The sequence below is a fragment of the Rhodoferax sp. RT5P35 genome (assembly GCF_056521385.1).
This window is the reverse complement of record NZ_JBWMAX010000003.1, coordinates 76,187-93,944: the sequence shown is the minus strand read 5'-3', so window position 1 is coordinate 93,944 and position 17,758 is coordinate 76,187. Positions and strand designations below refer to the sequence as shown.

Sequence of the window (17,758 nt, the reverse complement as noted above, 5' to 3'; positions counted from 1 at the left end):
GGGTGTGCGCCTAGCGCCTCCGGGGCCAGAAATGCTGCGTTGCAGCTTAGGGAAACTCCCTGCAAACCCATTGCCACCCAGTCGATTTCACCCTCCGCCCAAAGCCCGCATTTCCGGTGTAACCCTGTACCACCCTGCCATGAAAAACACCACCCTGCGCCAGCTCCGTATCTTTGAAGCCGTGGCCACCACCCTGAGCTACTCGCGCGCCGCGGAACAACTGCACCTGACGCAACCGGCGGTGTCCATGCAGATCAGCCAGTTGCAGGAAGACGCTGGCCAGCCGCTGTTCAGCAAAACCGGCAAACGCCTGCTTCTGACCCCACCCGGCGAAGCCCTGCTGCGCCACACCCGCCGCATCCTCGACCAGGTGCGCATCGCAGACGAGGCCATGGCCGCCAGCCGCAGCGGCGAGGGCGGGCTGCTGCACCTGGGCGTGGTGCCCACGGCGCACTACTTTGCGCCCGCGCTGCTCATGGCCTTCAAGGCGCGCCACCCCGGCATCCGCTTCAAGCTCACGGTGGAGCGGCGCGACAAAATTTTGGCCATGCTGCAAGACCACCAGCTCGACGTGGCCATCGGCGGCTACCCGCCCAGCGAGGCCGATGTGGAGGCCGAAACCTTCGCCCGCAACCCCCACTGCATCGTCGCCCCGCCCAACCACCCGCTTGCCGCCAAGCGCAAGCTCAGCTGGGCGGACTTGCGCACCGAGGATTTCATCTTCCGCGAGCCCGGCTCCGCCACCCGCCAGTTTCTGGAGCACCTGCTGCAATCCCAGTCGCTGCAGGTGAACGTGTCGATGGAGTTATCGGGCAACGAGACCATCAAACAGGCCGTGATGGTCGGAATGGGCATCAGCTTCTTATCCGCCCACGTGTTCCAGGTTGAGCTGGCCGCAGGGATGCTGGCGGTGCTGGATTTGCAGGATATGCCGAAGATGCTGGACTGGTGTTTGCTGCACCGCCGCGATGCGGTTCCGTCGGATCTGGGGGCAGCGTTTCGGGACTTTGTGCTGGGGGACGGGGCGGGGTTTGCGGAGTGTCGGCTGAGCGCTAGGGGGTGAGGGTTGTGGATCAAAACAGCCCTCAGCGCTTATTCAATGGGCGGGAGAAGCTATGGATTTTGCAGTGATGACTGTGTGGCAGATAGTGAGCCTATCCCACCTTGTATGTTTGAAGGTAAACGTGGTTTTCCAAAGCATCGCCAAACGTGCGCATCAATCCAATGGTGTCGTTTGTGATTTCATCGAGGTTGTCGCGTGCCACGAAAGTATCTTCGCCATGCGCAATGGCATTTCGACGTTTTAGAAGCATTACGTCGATGAAGGTAGATTTGTCCGCGAAGTGCTGAACGGATACGCCGCACACCAGGCAGATATCGGTAAAAACCTCGAAGTTTAAATTTGCCTTTGTATTGATCAAGTCATCGTTTGCTCGTTTAAATCGAAGGTCGGACGAGTTCAGAATCTCGTTTACGAGGGCACAACGCTCAGCGACGCTAGTCTTTGACGTGGAAAGTGATGCAAGCCGCGGCAGAAAGTAGTTCTGAAAAAATTGACCGTCAAGCTCAGCATATTTGAACTGCCGCAGTGCGATGTGCTCCATGTATTTCTTTGCAGAAAACCTTACATAGCCTTCCCAGTGCGCGTAGCAAATTGCAACCAGTGCTCGTAGCAGGACCTTTTGCAGGCTTGTATCGCCTCGTCTCACCGCTATCTTGAGATCGGAAATTTCCTTAATGCGCCAGTTGCGGTCCTCAGTGATTTGTGAGGAAAAGTCAGCTTCCGTGTAGGGCTTACTCACGGTTGGAACCAAACTGCGCCGAAAGGTACGGTGCGCTGAATACGACTTGTGCCCCGCAGTCCAGGAGATGTGAAGTTGACACTTTGCGGCTGTGACCAGAAGCTCTCCATTTTCACCTTAACGAAACTTTTAGCCTCGACCGGTCCAAGGGCCAATATTGCATCGAGGTTCTTGGCTACTCCTACAGCAATACCCTCTAAGCCAACGAGCCCAGTCTTACCAACATGCTCACCATTTAGGAATCGTCGGAGAGCATTCTGTCCTGCGATTTCGTTCAATAGCTGGAATGTTTGGTTGATTTGATACACCGCGCGGACGTGATCCCCAGTCTGAGCCAGTTTGACGATGCCTTCATCTATGTACTCTTCAACATCAAGAAGGCCGTCGTACGGCTCGTTCGCATGTACTAAGAATCGCACTGCCATCTCTAGGTGCCTCTGTCGCTCGGCCTGATCGTCGGTTACCGATGTCACGGTTTTGAAAGACACCTGTTCCGCGGCAAGCTTAATGGCACGAAAGTATTCACCATTCACCATCAACATGACACAGTTCCGGAGTTCTTGGGCATTTGCCTGAGTACCTCCAGCGTTAAGTCGTTGAAACAGGTCGTACTTGGTTAAGTTGTCGCTGGGGCGCTTCAGAATCTCGACACCAAGCCGTCCGCGCCTGATGGCAAGCTGCTGTACCTTGTCGATTTGCTTCTGTTCAACTGTAGGAACATCGGGAATGAGGTCTGACACCTCCCAGACTGCGTTGTGTAGCGAGGGAAGGTATTTGGTCGCCTCTAGCACGGATGGTGGCTGTAGGCTGCCGTCTGAGCCGCGCAATAGACCCATAAATTCGAGGACTGTAGAGATACGCTGTAGGCCATCAATGAGTTCCCAGTTCCCGTCTTCTTTTTCGAACACAAAAATAGACGGCAAAGGAATGCCAAGAAGTAAGGATTCGATCAACTTTGATCTTTGGCCAATATTCCAACGGAAAAGCCGTTGGAATTCAGGATCGATGATGAATTCACGCTTGTCATACATGCTCACGATCTCGCCCAGCGACATTTGATAAGCGTCCGTTCGGACGAGGCGTTGGGCATTTGCAATTTCATCAGCAAGCATTTTTACTATTCCCTAGTGAGTTTTTAACCTGCGCAATGACATCTGGGTCCTGTCTTCCATGATGTGTAAAAGCGCGTTTCTTAAGGTTAACAGTGACGAGATAGCTGCGTGTAAGAGTTTTAGAGTCGGATGCTACGAGACGAAGTCCGATTTGGTTCAGAGTGGAGCATTTGCGATTGATCTATTTAGTGACAGCAAGAAGTAGTTAGCTCATGCATCTTCAAATGCAATCTGGGGTAGTCCATTTTTATGTTGGAAGCCCTTCGTTGTCTTCCGTCAAACGCCGCACCGTCAACCCACACCGCTGCTCCACCAATCCCACGATCTCCCCCAGCACTGCGTGCCCATTGCCTTGCAGCTCCATCCCCGCCAACGTGATCCGCGCTATGGCCGGCAATCTTTCGGCCATCTCCAGAATCCGCTTCCTGGCTTGGGCGGGGGATAGCCCGGAGCTTTCAGCAAACTGCATCCAGTGCCGGGCCAGCACTTCGCTGAACTTGTATTTGCTGCCGATCTTCATGGCCATCTTGTCGGTCAGGCGCGGGTAGACCGCCGTGCACAGCAGGTCGTACAGCGGGGCCAGCACCGTACCCTGCACGGTGTGCAGCAGCGAGAAGTTCTTGGCGTGCGCGTCGTGGTTGCCGACCAGGGCGTTGAACACCACGGCATCCAGCAGCTTTAGCACCTGCACGGCACTGGGGCGGGTGGTGGTGCGCCGCAGGGCAAAGGCATCGGGCAAGCCGGGGCCGCCTTCGTTTTGGTACTTGGTCTCGGGCGGTATGCCGAGCGCCTGGCAGAAGTCTTCCTGGTGCAAGCGCGTTGGCGTGCCGTCGGCACCGGTCGCCGATATGCGGTCATAGCGCGTGACCAGCAGGTAGGGGCGGACTGCGATGTGGCGCACGCTGGTGGGGGCTACGTCCAAACCCATGGCGCGGGCCAGCGCCATGCAAAAACCTTCGTTTTGCACGCTGCCGTCGATCCCGGGAATGGCGGGTTTGATGATGTGGGTGCTGGGCGTGCCCAGCAGCGGCAGGCCGATGCGCTTGCCGTCTGCAACCACCGGCAGTTTGTCTTGCGCACCTGCCAGCGACAGGCGCAGTCCGCCCACGCCCGCCAGCATGGGGCGCTGGGGCATTTCATCCAGCAGGCGCAGCAGTTGGGCACCGTCCAGCCATCGCACGGCGGGCGGGGTGTGGATTGCTGGCAAGACCTGTCCGGCCTCCAACAAGGTAACGGCCCCTGCGCATTCGCCGCCGATGCCGTCGAGCAAACCAAAGTCGTTCTGGCGGGACACCTGCAGCGCCTGGGCGATGAGTTTGCGTTTGTCGCCTTCGGGCAGCAGCCCGGCGAAGAAAGGGCGGGTGGCGCGGTCGTCGAACGGCGCGGTTTGCAGCGGCAGTGAGTGGGACAGCGCACGGGCACGGCTGTGGGCCAGCCAGTCGGGCGCGTAGCTGAAGTTGAGCCGTCCGTTCACTTGCGCCAGGTGGCCCACAAGGTGCTCGAACAGGTAGACGTCGAGTTGGCTTGGCATGCTATGCACCCTCCGAAGCGGATGGCAAACCTTCCACCGTTAGGCTACCTCCCAGCGCATGCAGCACCCGCAAAATATGCTCCAGCCGCAGCGTAGGTTTACCGGCCTCCATCTCCACCACAAAACGCACGCCTACACCGGACGCCAAGGCCAGTTGCGGCTGGGTCAGGCCGAGCTGTTTGCGGGCGGCACGGGTGGCGATACCGAGGGCGGCGGGGGAGGGGATGGCGGTCATGGCAATTTCCTGTTCGGGAAATTATGGGGTTAAAGCTGGTGAATTACAAGAAAATGTCCCGATGGGGAAATAGGAAGACAAAAGGCCAGCTTGCTTGCGGAAATGTCTTGTACGGGAAATTTAGACGCTCTTGTAATTCGTCTGAAGTCAGCAAAGCGCCTGGAATGTCTGGCAAGGTAGCCGCAATGCGGGTGCCATGTTGGTGGATAGGTCCGCACAACGCAATTGACGAGACTGGCATGCGCGTTCACCATTCCGGTGCGTGCAAGGAGGTTTCATGGCAGAGAGTGACAAGGTATTCGCGGGTCCCATCCCGAAGTTCTACGACACGCTGATGGTCCCGCTGATCTTTGGGGCGTTCGCTGCGGACCTGGCGCAGTTGGTTGCGGCCTTTTCGCCCGGCGCGGTGCTGGAGACGGCGGCCGGCAGCGGCGTGGTGACGCGGGCGCTGGCGCCCCGGCTGCGTGCCGACGCACGCTATGTAGTGACCGACCTGAACCAGCCCATGCTTGACTATGCCGCCGCCCGGCAGGGGGCCGACAGCCGTATTGCGTGGCGGCAGGCGGATGCACTGGCTCTGCCGTTCGAGGATGCGGCGTTCGATGTGGTGTGCTGCCAGTTCGGCGCGATGTTTTTCCCGAACCGGGTTGCGGGCTATGCCGAGGCGCGCCGTGTGCTGAGGCCCGGCGGGCGCTTTGTTTTCAACGTCTGGGACCGCATCGAAGAGAACGCCTTTGCCGACGACGTCACCAGGGCCGTCGCCATGGTGTTTCCCCAGGACCCGCCGCGCTTTCTTGCCCGCACGCCGCACGGCTACCACGATGTCGCGGTGATCCGCGAGGACTTGCGCCGTGCCGGGTTCACCGACATCGGGATCGAAACGCATGCGAAGCTGGGTTGCGCGGAATCGGCGCGCGATGCCGCCACCGCCTACTGCCTGGGCACACCGCTGCGCAATGAAATCGAGGCGCGCGACGCCAGCTTGCTGCAGCTGGCAACGGATCACGCAACGGAGGCCATCGCCAGTCGCCATGGCACAGGCCCGGTGGCAGGGAAAATCCAGGCGCATGTGATCGTTGCGGCGGGATAGCGGGTATCGGCTCAGGGGCTTAGGGGCTTAGGAGTAGGCCGATGTGCATAAGGTGGCTATCAAAATGGCAGTTCGTGCCGCTGAGCCAGTGCGCGGCAATCGCGTTTTTGCGTGGGGTCGCTAAATTGCCCAGCAGCCTTTCATCCAAAACCCTCCATGCCACGGGGCATCCCACTGCGGCTACCCTTCCATCCATTCAGTTTTTGACCTACACCCCACCAAGGAAACCATTGCATGACCGACACCACCGTCTACACGCCCCCCAAAGTCTGGACCTGGGACCAGGAAAACGGCGGCCAGTTTGCCAGCATCAACCGCCCCATTTCCGGCCCAACGCATGACAAGGTGCTGCCGGTAGGTAAGCATCCGCTGCAGCTGTATTCGCTGGCCACGCCCAATGGCGTGAAGGTGACGATCCTGCTGGAGGAGCTGCTGGCGCTGGGCCACACTGGCGCGGAATACGATGCCTGGCTGATCCGCATCAATACCGGCGACCAGTTCGGCAGCGGCTTTGTGGCGGTCAACCCCAATTCCAAGATTCCGGCGCTGCTGGACCGCAGCGGCGCCGAGCCGGTGCGGGTGTTCGAGTCGGGTGCGATCCTGCAGCACCTGGCGGAGAAGTTTGGCGCGTTTCTGCCCGCCAGCGGTGCGGCGCGGGCCGAGTGCCTGTCGTGGCTGTTCTGGCAGATGGGCAGTGCGCCGTTTCTGGGCGGTGGTTTTGGCCATTTTTATGCTTACGCACCGGCCAAGTTCGAGTACCCGATCAACCGCTACGCGATGGAGGTCAAGCGCCAGCTGGACGTGCTGGACTACCACCTGGCCGACCACACTTACCTGGCGGGCGATGACTACACCATCGCAGACATGGCGGTGTGGCCCTGGTACGGCGGCCTGGTGCTGGGCCAGCTGTACGGGGCGGCTGAGTTTCTGAGCGTGCAGGAATACACCCATGTCGTGCGCTGGGCCCAGCAGATCGCCGCACGCCCGGCGGTCCAGCGCGGGCGCATGGTGAACCGCGCATTTGGGGAGCCGTCCGAGCAACTGCACGAGCGCCATGCCGCCAGTGATTTCGACACGCAAACGCAAGACAAGCTGAACCCCAAGGTCTGAGCCAATTGCTATTAAAATAATAGCTACTAGCGTAGGTGGAGTATGCGCTGGTGGCATTAAATGGCCTCAACCAGCTCCCGCAGCCTATGATGAGCGGGCCATGCCAGCCGCCCGCCCCGTTCCCAAACCCGTAATCGACACCGCCCGCTGCACGGGTTGCGGCTGGTGCGTGCCCACCTGCCATTTGCATTTGCTGTCGCTGGAGCCGCAGGGTTGGAAGAAGTTTTCGGTGCTGGGCGATATCGGCGCCTGCACCGGCTGCCGCAAATGCGCCGTGCGCTGCCCGTTCGATGCCATCACCATGGTGGCCCCAGAGGGTTGAGGCGGTGGTTCAGGGCTGGAAGATGCGTTTGCCGGATGCGGTTTTTCGGGTTTGCAGGTGGGCTTAGCGCGGTGTGGCGCTGCGGGCTTAGGTGTACAGGTCGCATTCGACCAGGGCCTGCGTGCCTTCGCTGGTATCCAGCCAGCGGTCGATGGCTTGGCCGTCGTCAGTTTAGGCACCCATACCCGGGTGGGCATCCTCCTCATGGGGCATGGCCGCAGACGGTGGGGGATTTTTACCCAGCCACCACTTCGGGCAGCACCCAGGCATCGGTGATCCGCACCTGGTATTGGCCGCCGACAACGGGCTTGTCGGCCAATGGCAGCCGTACCGCCAGGACGCTGTGGTCACCGGCCAGGCAACGCCCTTCGACCAGATACGAGTCCCCCTGGAAGAACACGTAGTCCACCTGTATGCCTATTCCCATACCTATTTCCATGCCCAAACCATCTGCCGGGCCAGCCAAGGCAAAGGCACCGGGCTGGACCGACACCCAGGCAGCGGGCTGCGTGGGAGGGTGGTGGCAGCGGGCGGTGAAGGTGTAGCCGTTGAGCGCAAGCAACACCGTGCCTGCGGCCTCACTTCTGAGCACCTGCACCTGCAGGATGTTGCGGCCACCCACAAACGACGCCACCATGCGGGTGGTGGGCTCTTGCGACAGCACCAGTGGCGTGTCGAGCTGGTGGATTTTTCCGTCGGACAGCACCGCAACCCGGTCAGCCAGCGCCAGTGCTTCCTCCTGGTTATGGGTCACGTAGACGATGGCTGTCTGGGGGCTGCGGCTGCGGGCGATCAGGCGCTGCATGTCGCGGCGCAACTCCACATCCAGGCTGGCCAGTGGCTCGTCAAACAGAAGCACCTGCGGATGGCCGACCATGGCACGGGCCAGGGCCACGCGCTGCTTTTGCCCGCCGGATAGCTGGTCGGGGTAGCGCTGTGCCAGCGGCTCCAGGTCTACATTGGCCAGGGCATCCCGCACCTGCTGCTCTACCGCGGCACTGCGCTTGTGCGTGACCAGCAGCGGGAACATCACGTTCTCGGCCACAGTCATCTGCGGCCACAGGGCGTGGTTCTGGAACACCACGGCCACCCGCCTTTGCTCGGGCGGCAGATGGATATGCGGGCCGGACACGGTCACGCCGTCGATCTCGATGCTGCCGCTGTCCAGCGTTTCCAGCCCGGCGATGGCCCGCAGAATAGTGGTCTTGCCCGACCCGGAAGGCCCGAGCAGCGCCACGAAGCCGCCGTCCTCAATGTCCATCGACACATTCGACAAGGCGGTGTGCGCATGTGCGCCACTGCCGTACTGCTTGCTGATATTGCGGATACTTATGCGCGCCATGGCAGCACTCCAGAGGGAAGACGCCGCCCGGCCAGGCTGGCAACGCACATGACCAGCATGGTGCTGAGCACGGTAAGCACCGCCAGGGCAGAGGCCGCGGCGGACTCGCCCCCTTGCTCCAGGCTGAACACCGCCACGCCCAGGGTTTCGGTGCCAGTGGCCCAGAGCAGGGCGGACACGGTCAATTCGTTCATCGACAGCAGCACCACCAAAGTCGCCCCGGCCGTCAGCGAAGGCAGCAGCACCGGCAGCACAATCTTCAGGATGCGGGTACGGAAATTGGCGCCAAAAATCTCTGCGGCTTCCAGCATTTCGCGCGGGAACTGGCGGAACCCGCTGACCACCGGGCGCAGCTGTATCGTCAAAAAGCGCGCCAGGTAGGCCAGCAGCAGGATGGCCAGCGTGTTGTACAAGGACAGCGAGGTCAGCGGCAGCGGGCGAAGGTACAGCAGGATCATGGCCATGGCCAGCACCACGCCCGGAATCACATACGGCACTTCGATCAGCAGCCCCAGTTTGGACAAAGCGCGCACGCGCCGGTACTCCACCATGTATGCACAGAACAATGACACCACCGCCAGCAAAAAGGCGGTGGCCACGGCCAGCAGCGCACTGTTGAAAAATGCCCTGCCGGTGGCCTGGTTGCCGAGCACCACATAGGCATAGTGCGCCAGCGTGGCGCTGCGGGCGGTGAGCGGCACGCCCGGTGCCTGGGTCAGCGACTGCGCCAGCAGCGCCAATAAGGGCAGCACCAGCAGCAAGGTGACCAAGCCGCCGCTGAGCAGCTCGATCCACAGCCGGTGCTGCCGGAAGCTGAACGGCGCGTGGGGGCGGCGCGCGGCGCTGACGCGGTAGTGCTCGCCCTTGACGCACAGGTGCTGCACCAGCACACCCAGCCCCGCCAGCAGCGCCACGATGCCCGACAAAATGACCACGTTGGGAATCACACTCGGCCCATAGCCCGAGAGTTCGCGGTAGATCAGCGTGGGCAGCACCAGGTAATCGCCCGGAATGCCCAGCAACGCCGGAATGCCGAAGTTGCCGATGCACGACACAAACGCCAGCGCAGTGCCAGAAGCCAGGGCCGGCAGAACCAGCGGCCAGATGATGCGGGTGACCACTTTGCGCGGCGGCGAGCCGCAGACCCGTGCGGCTTCAATCACGTCGGGCGGCACGTTCAGCAGCGCCGCACGCACGGTCAAAAACACCAGCGGCGCATAGTGCACGCCCAGCAGAAAACCGATGCCCACGCCGCCTTGCAACGGGTTGCTCCAGCCCAGGGCAGCATCGACACCGGCACTGACCAGCAGGTCCCGCGCAGGAATCCACACCTGCAGCCAGGCCAGGGCAATCACCTGCGGCGGGATCATGGCCTGCGCCACAAAGCCAAACACCACAAACTGCCGGTGCCGCAAATCCCCCAGGGTGACCACACTGGCCATCAACAAGCCATAGACGGCCGCCAGTGCGCCGCCCGCCAGGCCCACTTGCAGCGAATGCAGGGTGGCCGTCCAGGCCGAACTAGAGCTGGCCGATGCCAGAACCGCACTGCGGTGCGGGCCCGCCAGCGCCGCCACCATCTCCAGCAGCAGCCGGGCGATCGGCAGGCCGCAGACCAGCAGCAGAAAGGCCAGCAAACCTGCTGTCACCAGCTTTTCGCTGCGCCACCAGGCAGGGGAAGGGTGGGCCGCAGCAGTCGCCCGCGCCAGTCCATCAGCCGCGGTCACCGCGTGTGCCGCCCAGGCGCTGTGCTGGGCGCTAGCGGCGCGATGGCTACTTTTTTGGATACGCAACAAGCTGCCATCAGCCGCCGAATACCTGGCCGAAGCGTTTCTTTTCTTCCTCGCCGGTTTTCACGATGTCGCTAGGCACGACCTTCATGAAGCGGTAGCTGGAGCCCGCCGGATAGCCCTTGGGGACCGCAATATTTTTCGCCAGCGGCATGTAACCGAGCTGGGTCGAGAATTCCTGGCCCTTGCCAGAGACCAGAAAGTTGACAAAGGCCTCCGCGGCGGGGATGTTCTTGGCGGTGTTCAGAATGGCCACCGGCTCGGTCACAAAGCTCAGTCCTTCCTTGGGGATGACGAATTCCACCGGTGAGCCTTTGGCTTTGGCATTCAGCGCCATAAAGTCCACCAGCACGCCCACCATTTTTTCGCCATTCGCCACCTGCTGCAGCACTGCGCCGTTACCGCGCACCGCGACGGCGTTGTTGGCCTTCAGGCCCTCGATGAATTTCCAGCCCAGATCTGGTGTGGCCGACCAGGAGCTGACGGTGATGGCAGCCGCGCCAGAATACAGCGGGCTGGGCATCACCACCTGGCCTTTAAGAGCCGGGTTTTGCAGGTCGGCCCAGGAGGTGGGTTTGAACTTGGACTGGATGTTGTAGACGATGCCGGTGGTGATCAGCTTGGTGCCAATATAGGTGCGCTGGGCGTCAAAAAATGCCGCCGGAATCGCCGACGTGTCGATGTTGCGCATGCGCAGCAACCGGCCTTCGAGCTTCAGCGTTTCCATCGACACCGCATCGGCAATCAGCAGCAGGTCGGGCCGGGGGGCGCCCGCAGCGATTTCGGTGCGCAGCCGGTTGATGACTTCGGTGGTGCCGGAGCGGAAAGTTTCTACCTTCACATCCGGGTACAGGGCGTTGAACGCGGTCAGGGTTTCCTTCAGGTCGCGTTCTGGCTGCGAGCTGTACAGCACCAGTGGGCCGGACACGCTTTTGTCTTGCGCCTGCGCAGCAAGCGGTGCGTACAGCGTGGCTGCCATGGCCGCAAGCGCAAGGACGAATCGACGGCCTACACGGGCGCAAAGTGGATCAATAAACATGGACTTCCTGGTTACTTGGAAAAACCCATAAGCATGGTCCGAAAACATGACAAAAAGGTGACAAAACCGCGACGGATGTGACAGGTATTTAAGTTGCGGATAAAAATGGCCTCTAGCGCATATTTTGTCTACATACATTGCTATGTTTAACGCAGCAATGCTTGCTCCAGCTCGGCCTTGTTCATCTTGGAGCGGCCCTTTACACCGCGTTGGCTGGCCTCGTTACGCAGTTGCCGCAGGGTGCGACCGCCCGCGCCCTTGTGCGAGCGCAGGCCGCCGCGTCGGCTGGCGGACATGTCGTTGAGCGAGGAGGCGCTGGCCTCCACCGACTCACCGTGCTGCGCCCGTTCCTTGTTGACCACGCGCGCGGCGATTTCTTCGGCCAGCGGCTCGGGCTTGCCGCGCTCGAGCAGGCTGGTTTTGATGTGCTCGTATTGGCGCTCGCGTTTGGCGCTCCAGGCTTTGGTAGGCATAGCTGCTGCTCCAAAAGGGTAAAAAGCGCCAGTGCCCAGGCTCCTAGCGGCCTTTCAAAGCCGCGTGCACGGCCTCGGTGAATTTTTCAAAACCAAACGACACATCGATCACCGCATCGTTGAGGAAAAAGCTGGGTGTGGCCCGCACGCCGCTGCGGTCGCCAGCGCGCCGGTGCTCCTGTACCCGCTGGGTGTAGATGCGGTCGTTCATCTCGCCGTGGTAGCGCAGCATGTCCAGGCCGATGGCTTCGGCGTGAGCCGCCAGAGCAGCGGCATCCAGGTGCTGCCTGGGGTTAAACAGCAGGTGGTGCATGGGCCAGAACTTACCTTGCGCAGCCGCAGCTTCGGCGGCTTCTGCTGCCAATTCAGCCTGCGGATGCACTTCAACCAGCGGATAGTGCCTAAATACAAAGCGCAGACGGTGCCCCTCGGTGTCTACCAGGTGCCGTACCAACGGCTCGGCCTGGATGCAGGCCGGGCATGCGTAGTCGCCGTATTCCACCAGCGTCAACTGGGCATCGGGGGAGCCCAGCACATGGTCCGCGGCGGACAGACCTGCTTCGGGGGCATCACCGGTGTCAACCCGATTCATGAAGCCGCTTTCAAGGTGGCGTGCAGGGTAATTTCTGGCACGCTGGCCAAGGCTTTGGACAGAGGGCAATCGCGTTTCGCGGCCAGCGCCAGGGCCTGGAACTGCGCTTCTTCCAGGCCAGGCACGCTGGCTTGCAAGGTCAACGCAATCCGGTCTATGCCAAATCCCTCGCCCTGCGGTGCCAGGCGCACCTGGGCCCGGGTGTCCACCGTAGTGGTGGCAAAGCCCGCCTTGTCGCAGGCAAACGAGAACGCCATGGCGAAGCAGGCCGCATGTGCTGCCCCCAAAATTTCTTCGGGGTTGCTGCCCTTGCGGTCGTCGCCAAACCGGCTGGCAAAGCCGTAGGGATAGGCCTTGAGCGCACCGGTTTCGGTGCTGATCTGTCCCTGGCCTTTTTTGCCGGGGCCTTCCCAATGGACGGTGGCGGTTTTCTCGGTCATGGTGGGTCCTTTCAACGCGGGTGGAAGAGGACGCTGGGGCCGGTTGCCGGTATTCCCTGCGTAAATATCCAACATGGTTGCAGCCCACGCCTCTGGGGTCTGTGCGGCAGCGCACACAGAGAGGTGGGCTGAGAGCCCCGCGCAGAAGTGTCAGCGCAGCCGCACTGTCTGCGGCTGGTCGGCGGATGCGCTGGGGCCTATTGCAGGCCCAGTACCTTGCGCAACTCCGCGCGGGCCGCTTCAAAGTCGGTGTTAAACGTGGGGCTGGCCAGCAAGGTGGCGGCCATCGCAGTGCCTGCGCGGCGGCCACCATCCAGGTCGCTCGGGTAGTGCATGCCACCGACCACACGGCTTTCTGCGTAGGCGTTGGCCCGTTCGAACAGAGCGGCCCGTTTCTCGGGCAGCATGCTGCTCAACACAATCGCCATCATGGTGGAGCGCGAGGTGTGGCCGGATGGGTAGGAGCCGCTTTTGGACGGCTTCACCAGGGGTTTGATGTCCGGGTTGTTCAGGAACGGACGGGTGCGGCCAAAGTAGGCCTTCACCGGGTCCACCACTGCGTCTTCGGTTTCGCCGATGCGTTCAAACATGGCGGTGAGCAAGGGCAGATTGGCGGGCTGGAAGCTGGCGGGCAGCACACTGGAGAACATGGCGTAAACGGTCTCTTCCGCGTCGCTGTTGGCCAGGGCAATGCGCTCCGGTGTGGCGGCTTTTTGGGCTGCAATCACCAGCATTTGCTGTGCGCGGTCTTCGGCGCTGCCGTTGGCCACGGGTGTCGGCAGAAATGGAATGATGTCCAGCTGCTTGTGGGTGAGGTAGGGGCTGGCTGCAGCGTAGGCGTTGTAGCTGAAGACCATTGCAAGCGCGACCAGCGCACGGCGTGTGAACATATCAATTTTCCCTGTAAATGGCGCATTGGACAGGGGAGATATTTCAGAAATGTGACGGGTTGGCGACGGGGTGGCTACGGCTTGTGCCCAGTGGCTGTGCAGTAAATTTATAAAAAATAGGGCTCCAGCGTAGATTCTGTCTACGCTGTATGCTATTAAATAAATAGCATTTCTGCGCGAATCCTTTGCTACTTTTGCACTAACCCAGATGCGCCGCAATCGCCGCGCCCATCTCCGCCGTTGATGCGCTGCCGCCCAAGTCTGGCGTGCACGGCCCGGTGACCAGCACTTTTTCGATGGCGGCCACGATGGCATCGTGCGCCGCACGGTGGCCCAAAAAGTCCAGCATCAGCGCGCCCGACCAGACCATGGCGACGGGGTTGGCGATGTTCTGGCCCGCGATGTCGGGGGCCGAACCGTGGACTGGCTCGAATAGCGACGGGAACGTGCGTTCGGGATTCAGGTTCGCCGAAGGTGCCAGGCCGATGGTGCCGGTGCAGGCCGGGCCCAGGTCGGACAGGATGTCGCCAAACAGGTTGCTGGCCACCACTACGTCGAAGCGGTTGGGCTGCAGCACGAAGCGGGCGCTGAGGATGTCGATGTGCTGCTTGTCCACTGCCACGTCCGGGTAGCCCTGTGCCACGGCATCGGCGCGGCTGTCCCACCAGGGCATGCTGATGGCGATGCCGTTGGATTTGGTGGCCACGGTCAGGTGCTTGCGCGGGCGGCTTTGGGCCAACTCAAACGCGTACTTCAGCACCCGGTCGGTGCCATGGCGCGAGAACACCGACTCCTGGATGACGATCTCGCGCTCGGTTCCGGCGTACATGGTGCCGCCCAGGTTGGTGTACTCGCCCTCGGTGTTTTCGCGCACCACAAAGAAGTCGATGTCGCCCGGCTTGCGCGCCTTGCCCTGTTTATCCACCAGCGGACATGGCACGCCCTCGAACAGGCGCACCGGGCGCAGGTTGATGTATTGGTCGAATTCGCGGCGGAACTTGAGCAGCGAACCCCACAGCGAGATGTGGTCTGGCACGGTGGCGGGCCAGCCCACGGCCCCGAAGTAGATCGCGTCCATGGGCTGCAGCTGGGCCTTCCAGTCGTCGGGCATCATCTGGCCGGTACGGGCGTAGTAGCCGCAGTGGGCCCAGTCGAAGGGGTGGAATTCCAGGGCGATGTCGAAGCGCCTGGCGGCGGCCTGCAGCACGCGCAGGCCTTCGGGCATGACTTCCTGGCCGATGCCGTCTCCGGCGATGACGGCGATTTTGTAGGTGAGGGACATGGGTGTGTCTTTCAGGTGGAGGGCCGCATGCTACCGCGTGGACTGATCACAATCGGACGATGCAATTTCAGGAGACACCATGGATTCGGTTGTGTGGGTGGTGGCGATAGGCGCGGTAGTGGCGGGCTTTGTGCAGGGCCTGTCGGGCTTTGCCTATGGGCTGGTGGCGATGTCGTTCTGGGCCTGGACGCTGGAGCCGCGGCTGGCGGCGGCGCTGGCGGTGTTTGGTTCGCTGACCGGCCAGGTGCTGGCGGCGGTGACGGTGCGCCGGGGCTTTGATATGAAGGCTTTGTTGCCGTTCGTGCTGGGCGGCTTGCTGGGTATTCCGCTGGGTGTGGCCTTGCTGCCGCGGCTGGACATGGACTGGTTTCGATTGGCGCTGGGCAGCCTGCTGGTGGTGTGGTGCCCGGCGATGCTGATGGCCCGGCACCTACCCCGCATCACCGCCGGGGGCCGCTGGGCCGACGGCGTGGTGGGCCTGACCGGGGGCGTGATGGGTGGTCTGGGCGGCTTCACCGGCGCGCTGCCCACGCTGTGGTGCACGCTGCGCGGGCTGGAAAAAGATGCCCAGCGCGCCATCGTGCAGAACTTCAACCTGTCGATGCTGCTGGTCACCATGGGCACTTACCTGGCCCGCGGCATCGTCACGCGCAGCATGCTGCCGATGTTTGGCGTGGTGGCCGTGGCCATGCTGCTGCCCACCCTGCTGGGCGCGCGGCTGTACATCGGCATCAGCGAAGCCGCGTTCCGCAAGATCGTACTGGGGCTGCTGACGGCCTCGGGGGTGGCGATGTTGGTGGCTTCGGTGCCCAAGCTGTTGGCGCGGTTTGCTATGTAAATAAGAGCTGCTTGTGCTTGCTGTATAAGCGCGGGTAGCCTTTTTTTATGTTGAATGCTTTTTAGGCAGATGGGCTCGGTGTGGGCTAAGTCTGCGCTTCTACGCTCTCTTCCACGCAAATATCTGCGTGTTTTGAGAGGACACCATGTACCGCTACAGCAAATTTTTCTTCCTGGCCACCGTGCTGGCCTCCGTGGGCAGCGTGGCCTACGCCACCAAAGACCACCAAAACGATGCCCTGCTGGCTGCACAGGCCCTGGCCCGGACCGGGGTGTCGCTGGCCGAGGCCGTAACCCAGGCCGAGCTGCATGCCCACGGGCGGGCGACACGGGCCGAATACATGCTGACGCAGCAGGGCGCCGTGTTTGATGTGGAAGTGGTCAGCGACGGCAAAGTGTTTGACGTGCGGGTCGATGCAGGTAAGGGCCAGGTGTTGTCTTCTGTACTGGACACCGCCGACCATGGCGACCAGGAAGACGGTGAAGACGGTGAAGAGAGCTGAAGCCCCAAGGCAGCGCCAAGGCCGTGCTAAGGCCGCGCTAAGTCGGACCAACCACAGTGGCACACCTTCTTTCTCTTCTTTGACCTTTGGACCCCCACCATGCCCAACCCATCTTCCCCTGGCCCCGCTGCAGCGTGGCACAACAAAGTGCCCGAGATCACCCTTGGCTTCTGGCTGATCAAGATCATGACCACCACGGTGGGCGAAACCATTGCCGACTACCTCACCGTCAACGCGGGCTTGGGCAAGGCCGCGACCCGCGTGGGCATGCTGGTGCTGCTGGTGCTGGCATTGGTGGCGCAAATGCGCGCCCGCCGCTGCCGCCCTGCGCTTTACTGGTGGTGCGTGGTGCTGGTCAGCGTGGTGGGCACGCAGATCACCGATGCGCTCACCGACGACATGGGCATCAGCCTGTACGCCAGCACCGGCGCATTCCTGGTCTTGCTGGTGCAGTGCTTTGTGCAGTGGTTTCGGCGCGAGCGCACCCTGGACATCCAGGCCATCAACACCCCGGCGCGGGAAGCCTACTACTGGCTGACGATTCTGTGCACCTTTGCCCTGGGCACTGCAGCGGGGGACCTGGCCACCGAGGCGCTGGGCCTGGGCTTCCAGGTCGGCGTGGGCGTGTTTGGCGGCTTGATTGCGGTGGTCGCCCTGGCGCGCCGCATGGGCGCACCGGCGGTACTGGCATTCTGGCTGGCCTACATTCTCACCCGTCCTCTGGGCGCGGCGCTGGGCGACTGGCTGTCGCAAGCCCGCGAATACGGCGGCCTGGGCTTTGGGGCCCAGTGGACCAGCGTGGTGTTTCTGTGCGCCATTGGCGTGCTGGTGGCCCGATCCCGGCACAACACCCCGGCACCGCAGGTGCTGCCCGCCCCTTGATAAAGCGTTTTCTTTTTTCCATCCCCACCCACCTATTGGAAGGCACCTATGTTGACTTTGAATTTCTCCTCACTCCGTCGTTTTGCCCGTTCCTGCAGTTTTGCGCTGCTGGCCATTGGTGCGGCTTTGGGCCTGCCCGCCACCGCAACGCAGCCCAGCGCCGCCATGTCGGTCAACCCCAGCAAGCTGGGCAACCTGGAGGTCTTTCGCAGTATCGCCGCCGATGTGGCCGCCCGGGTAGACAAGGGCGACCTGCCAGGTGCCAAAGCCCGCATCAAAGACCTGGAAGTGGCCTGGGATGCCGCCGAAGCGGGACTCAAACCCCGTGCCGCCGCCGATTGGCACCAGATCGACAAACGCCTGGACACCGCGCTGCAAGCATTGCGTGCCAAAGCCCCGCAAACTGCTGACTGCAAGACTGCCACCACCGATCTGGTCAAAATCATGGACCAGATGGCAGGCAGGCTGTAGCTCGAAAGGCTCCGT

General features: G+C 61.9%; 20 protein-coding genes. 8 read left to right on the top strand and 12 right to left on the bottom strand.

Annotated elements, in window-relative coordinates:
• Positions 1-139 precede the first annotated feature (139 nt).
• The gene (locus AC097L_RS04805) at positions 140-1,063 is read left to right on the top strand and encodes a LysR substrate-binding domain-containing protein (protein ID WP_479585035.1); all 924 of its coding nucleotides are present in this window, start codon (positions 140-142) and stop codon (positions 1,061-1,063) included.
• Positions 1,064-1,154: 91 nt separating this feature from the next.
• Here AC097L_RS04805 and AC097L_RS04800 read toward each other — a convergent pair whose 3' ends face one another.
• From AC097L_RS04800 to AC097L_RS04785, 4 genes are all read right to left on the bottom strand, one after another.
• Positions 1,155-1,802, bottom strand: coding sequence for an MAE_28990/MAE_18760 family HEPN-like nuclease (locus tag AC097L_RS04800; RefSeq protein WP_479585034.1), 648 nt, complete (start codon positions 1,800-1,802; stop codon positions 1,155-1,157).
• Positions 1,799-2,914, bottom strand: coding sequence for a GmrSD restriction endonuclease domain-containing protein (locus AC097L_RS04795; protein WP_479585033.1), 1,116 nt, complete (start codon positions 2,912-2,914; stop codon positions 1,799-1,801). Before AC097L_RS04795 ends, AC097L_RS04800 begins: the two co-directional genes overlap by 4 nt.
• A 247-nt stretch (positions 2,915-3,161) precedes the next feature.
• Entirely contained in the window at positions 3,162-4,445 is a 1,284-nt protein-coding gene (locus tag AC097L_RS04790) for a HipA domain-containing protein (protein ID WP_479585032.1), read from the bottom strand.
• Between the two features lies 1 nt (position 4,446).
• On the bottom strand, positions 4,447-4,680 hold the full coding sequence (locus AC097L_RS04785; protein ID WP_479585031.1) for a helix-turn-helix transcriptional regulator: 234 nt from the start codon (positions 4,678-4,680) through the stop codon (positions 4,447-4,449).
• Positions 4,681-4,957: 277 nt separating this feature from the next.
• Here AC097L_RS04785 and AC097L_RS04780 point away from each other — a divergent pair, with 277 nt between their 5' ends.
• From AC097L_RS04780 to AC097L_RS04770, 3 genes are all read left to right on the top strand, one after another.
• A complete protein-coding gene (locus AC097L_RS04780) occupies positions 4,958-5,770 on the top strand; it encodes a class I SAM-dependent methyltransferase (RefSeq protein ID WP_479585030.1) in 813 nt (270 codons plus the stop codon).
• Between the two features lie 234 nt (positions 5,771-6,004).
• Positions 6,005-6,880: a glutathione-dependent disulfide-bond oxidoreductase gene (gene yghU / locus AC097L_RS04775; RefSeq protein ID WP_479585029.1), complete on the top strand. Its 876-nt coding sequence runs from the start codon at positions 6,005-6,007 to the stop codon at positions 6,878-6,880.
• Positions 6,881-6,980: 100 nt separating this feature from the next.
• Positions 6,981-7,202, top strand: coding sequence for an ATP-binding protein (locus tag AC097L_RS04770; RefSeq protein WP_479585028.1), 222 nt, complete (start codon positions 6,981-6,983; stop codon positions 7,200-7,202).
• A 235-nt stretch (positions 7,203-7,437) separates the two neighbouring features.
• On the opposite strand, the gene AC097L_RS04765 is transcribed toward AC097L_RS04770, so the two are convergent.
• From AC097L_RS04765 to AC097L_RS04730, 8 genes are all read right to left on the bottom strand, one after another.
• Positions 7,438-8,544, bottom strand: coding sequence for an ABC transporter ATP-binding protein (locus AC097L_RS04765; protein WP_479585027.1), 1,107 nt, complete (start codon positions 8,542-8,544; stop codon positions 7,438-7,440).
• The gene (locus AC097L_RS04760) at positions 8,532-10,337 is read right to left on the bottom strand and encodes an ABC transporter permease (protein WP_479585026.1); all 1,806 of its coding nucleotides are present in this window, start codon (positions 10,335-10,337) and stop codon (positions 8,532-8,534) included. Before AC097L_RS04760 ends, AC097L_RS04765 begins: the two co-directional genes overlap by 13 nt.
• Before the next feature lie 10 nt (positions 10,338-10,347).
• A complete protein-coding gene (locus tag AC097L_RS04755; RefSeq protein WP_479585025.1) occupies positions 10,348-11,313 on the bottom strand; it encodes an ABC transporter substrate-binding protein in 966 nt (321 codons plus the stop codon).
• Positions 11,314-11,519: 206 nt separating this feature from the next.
• The gene (locus AC097L_RS04750) at positions 11,520-11,846 is read right to left on the bottom strand and encodes a plasmid stabilization protein (protein ID WP_479585024.1); all 327 of its coding nucleotides are present in this window, start codon (positions 11,844-11,846) and stop codon (positions 11,520-11,522) included.
• A gap of 43 nt (positions 11,847-11,889) precedes the next feature.
• The gene (locus AC097L_RS04745; RefSeq protein ID WP_479585023.1) at positions 11,890-12,438 is read right to left on the bottom strand and encodes a DsbA family protein; all 549 of its coding nucleotides are present in this window, start codon (positions 12,436-12,438) and stop codon (positions 11,890-11,892) included.
• Positions 12,435-12,878: an OsmC family peroxiredoxin gene (locus AC097L_RS04740; RefSeq protein WP_479585022.1), complete on the bottom strand. Its 444-nt coding sequence runs from the start codon at positions 12,876-12,878 to the stop codon at positions 12,435-12,437. Before AC097L_RS04740 ends, AC097L_RS04745 begins: the two co-directional genes overlap by 4 nt.
• A gap of 197 nt (positions 12,879-13,075) precedes the next feature.
• Positions 13,076-13,768 (bottom strand): acid phosphatase, encoded by a 693-nt coding sequence (locus tag AC097L_RS04735; protein ID WP_479585021.1) that lies wholly within the window; start codon positions 13,766-13,768, stop codon positions 13,076-13,078.
• A 199-nt stretch (positions 13,769-13,967) separates the two neighbouring features.
• Positions 13,968-15,050, bottom strand: coding sequence for a tartrate dehydrogenase (locus tag AC097L_RS04730; RefSeq protein WP_479585020.1), 1,083 nt, complete (start codon positions 15,048-15,050; stop codon positions 13,968-13,970).
• Positions 15,051-15,129: 79 nt separating this feature from the next.
• Between AC097L_RS04730 and AC097L_RS04725 the strand changes: the two genes are divergently transcribed.
• The 4 genes from AC097L_RS04725 to AC097L_RS04710 all read left to right on the top strand — a co-directional run bounded on the left by AC097L_RS04725 (position 15,130) and on the right by AC097L_RS04710 (position 17,743).
• Positions 15,130-15,888, top strand: a complete 759-nt coding sequence (locus AC097L_RS04725; RefSeq protein ID WP_479585019.1) for a sulfite exporter TauE/SafE family protein — start codon at positions 15,130-15,132, stop codon at positions 15,886-15,888.
• Positions 15,889-16,033: 145 nt separating this feature from the next.
• Positions 16,034-16,390, top strand: a complete 357-nt coding sequence (locus AC097L_RS04720; protein ID WP_479585018.1) for a PepSY domain-containing protein — start codon at positions 16,034-16,036, stop codon at positions 16,388-16,390.
• A 99-nt stretch (positions 16,391-16,489) separates the two neighbouring features.
• Entirely contained in the window at positions 16,490-17,272 is a 783-nt protein-coding gene (locus tag AC097L_RS04715; RefSeq protein ID WP_479585017.1) for a COG4705 family protein, read from the top strand.
• Positions 17,273-17,320: 48 nt separating this feature from the next.
• The gene (locus tag AC097L_RS04710) at positions 17,321-17,743 is read left to right on the top strand and encodes a histidine kinase (protein WP_479585016.1); all 423 of its coding nucleotides are present in this window, start codon (positions 17,321-17,323) and stop codon (positions 17,741-17,743) included.
• Positions 17,744-17,758 lie beyond the last annotated feature (15 nt).

Excerpts from the sequence above, each read along its gene's own strand:
- AC097L_RS04805 (WP_479585035.1), top strand. The coding sequence starts at position 140 with ATGAAAAACACCACCCTGCGCCAGCTCCGTATCTTTGAAGCCGTGGCC.
- AC097L_RS04795 (WP_479585033.1), bottom strand. The coding sequence starts at position 2,914 with ATGCTTGCTGATGAAATTGCAAATGCCCAACGCCTCGTCCGAACGGAC.
- AC097L_RS04790 (WP_479585032.1), bottom strand. The coding sequence starts at position 4,445 with ATGCCAAGCCAACTCGACGTCTACCTGTTCGAGCACCTTGTGGGCCAC.
- AC097L_RS04785 (WP_479585031.1), bottom strand. The coding sequence starts at position 4,680 with ATGACCGCCATCCCCTCCCCCGCCGCCCTCGGTATCGCCACCCGTGCC.
- AC097L_RS04780 (WP_479585030.1), top strand. The coding sequence starts at position 4,958 with ATGGCAGAGAGTGACAAGGTATTCGCGGGTCCCATCCCGAAGTTCTAC.
- yghU (WP_479585029.1), top strand. The coding sequence starts at position 6,005 with ATGACCGACACCACCGTCTACACGCCCCCCAAAGTCTGGACCTGGGAC.
- AC097L_RS04770 (WP_479585028.1), top strand. The coding sequence starts at position 6,981 with ATGCCAGCCGCCCGCCCCGTTCCCAAACCCGTAATCGACACCGCCCGC.
- AC097L_RS04765 (WP_479585027.1), bottom strand. The coding sequence starts at position 8,544 with ATGGCGCGCATAAGTATCCGCAATATCAGCAAGCAGTACGGCAGTGGC.
- AC097L_RS04755 (WP_479585025.1), bottom strand. The coding sequence starts at position 11,313 with ATGGCAGCCACGCTGTACGCACCGCTTGCTGCGCAGGCGCAAGACAAA.
- AC097L_RS04750 (WP_479585024.1), bottom strand. The coding sequence starts at position 11,846 with ATGCCTACCAAAGCCTGGAGCGCCAAACGCGAGCGCCAATACGAGCAC.
- AC097L_RS04745 (WP_479585023.1), bottom strand. The coding sequence starts at position 12,438 with ATGAATCGGGTTGACACCGGTGATGCCCCCGAAGCAGGTCTGTCCGCC.
- AC097L_RS04740 (WP_479585022.1), bottom strand. The coding sequence starts at position 12,878 with ATGACCGAGAAAACCGCCACCGTCCATTGGGAAGGCCCCGGCAAAAAA.
- AC097L_RS04735 (WP_479585021.1), bottom strand. The coding sequence starts at position 13,768 with ATGTTCACACGCCGTGCGCTGGTCGCGCTTGCAATGGTCTTCAGCTAC.
- AC097L_RS04730 (WP_479585020.1), bottom strand. The coding sequence starts at position 15,050 with ATGTCCCTCACCTACAAAATCGCCGTCATCGCCGGAGACGGCATCGGC.
- AC097L_RS04725 (WP_479585019.1), top strand. The coding sequence starts at position 15,130 with ATGGATTCGGTTGTGTGGGTGGTGGCGATAGGCGCGGTAGTGGCGGGC.
- AC097L_RS04720 (WP_479585018.1), top strand. The coding sequence starts at position 16,034 with ATGTACCGCTACAGCAAATTTTTCTTCCTGGCCACCGTGCTGGCCTCC.
- AC097L_RS04715 (WP_479585017.1), top strand. The coding sequence starts at position 16,490 with ATGCCCAACCCATCTTCCCCTGGCCCCGCTGCAGCGTGGCACAACAAA.
- AC097L_RS04710 (WP_479585016.1), top strand. The coding sequence starts at position 17,321 with ATGTTGACTTTGAATTTCTCCTCACTCCGTCGTTTTGCCCGTTCCTGC.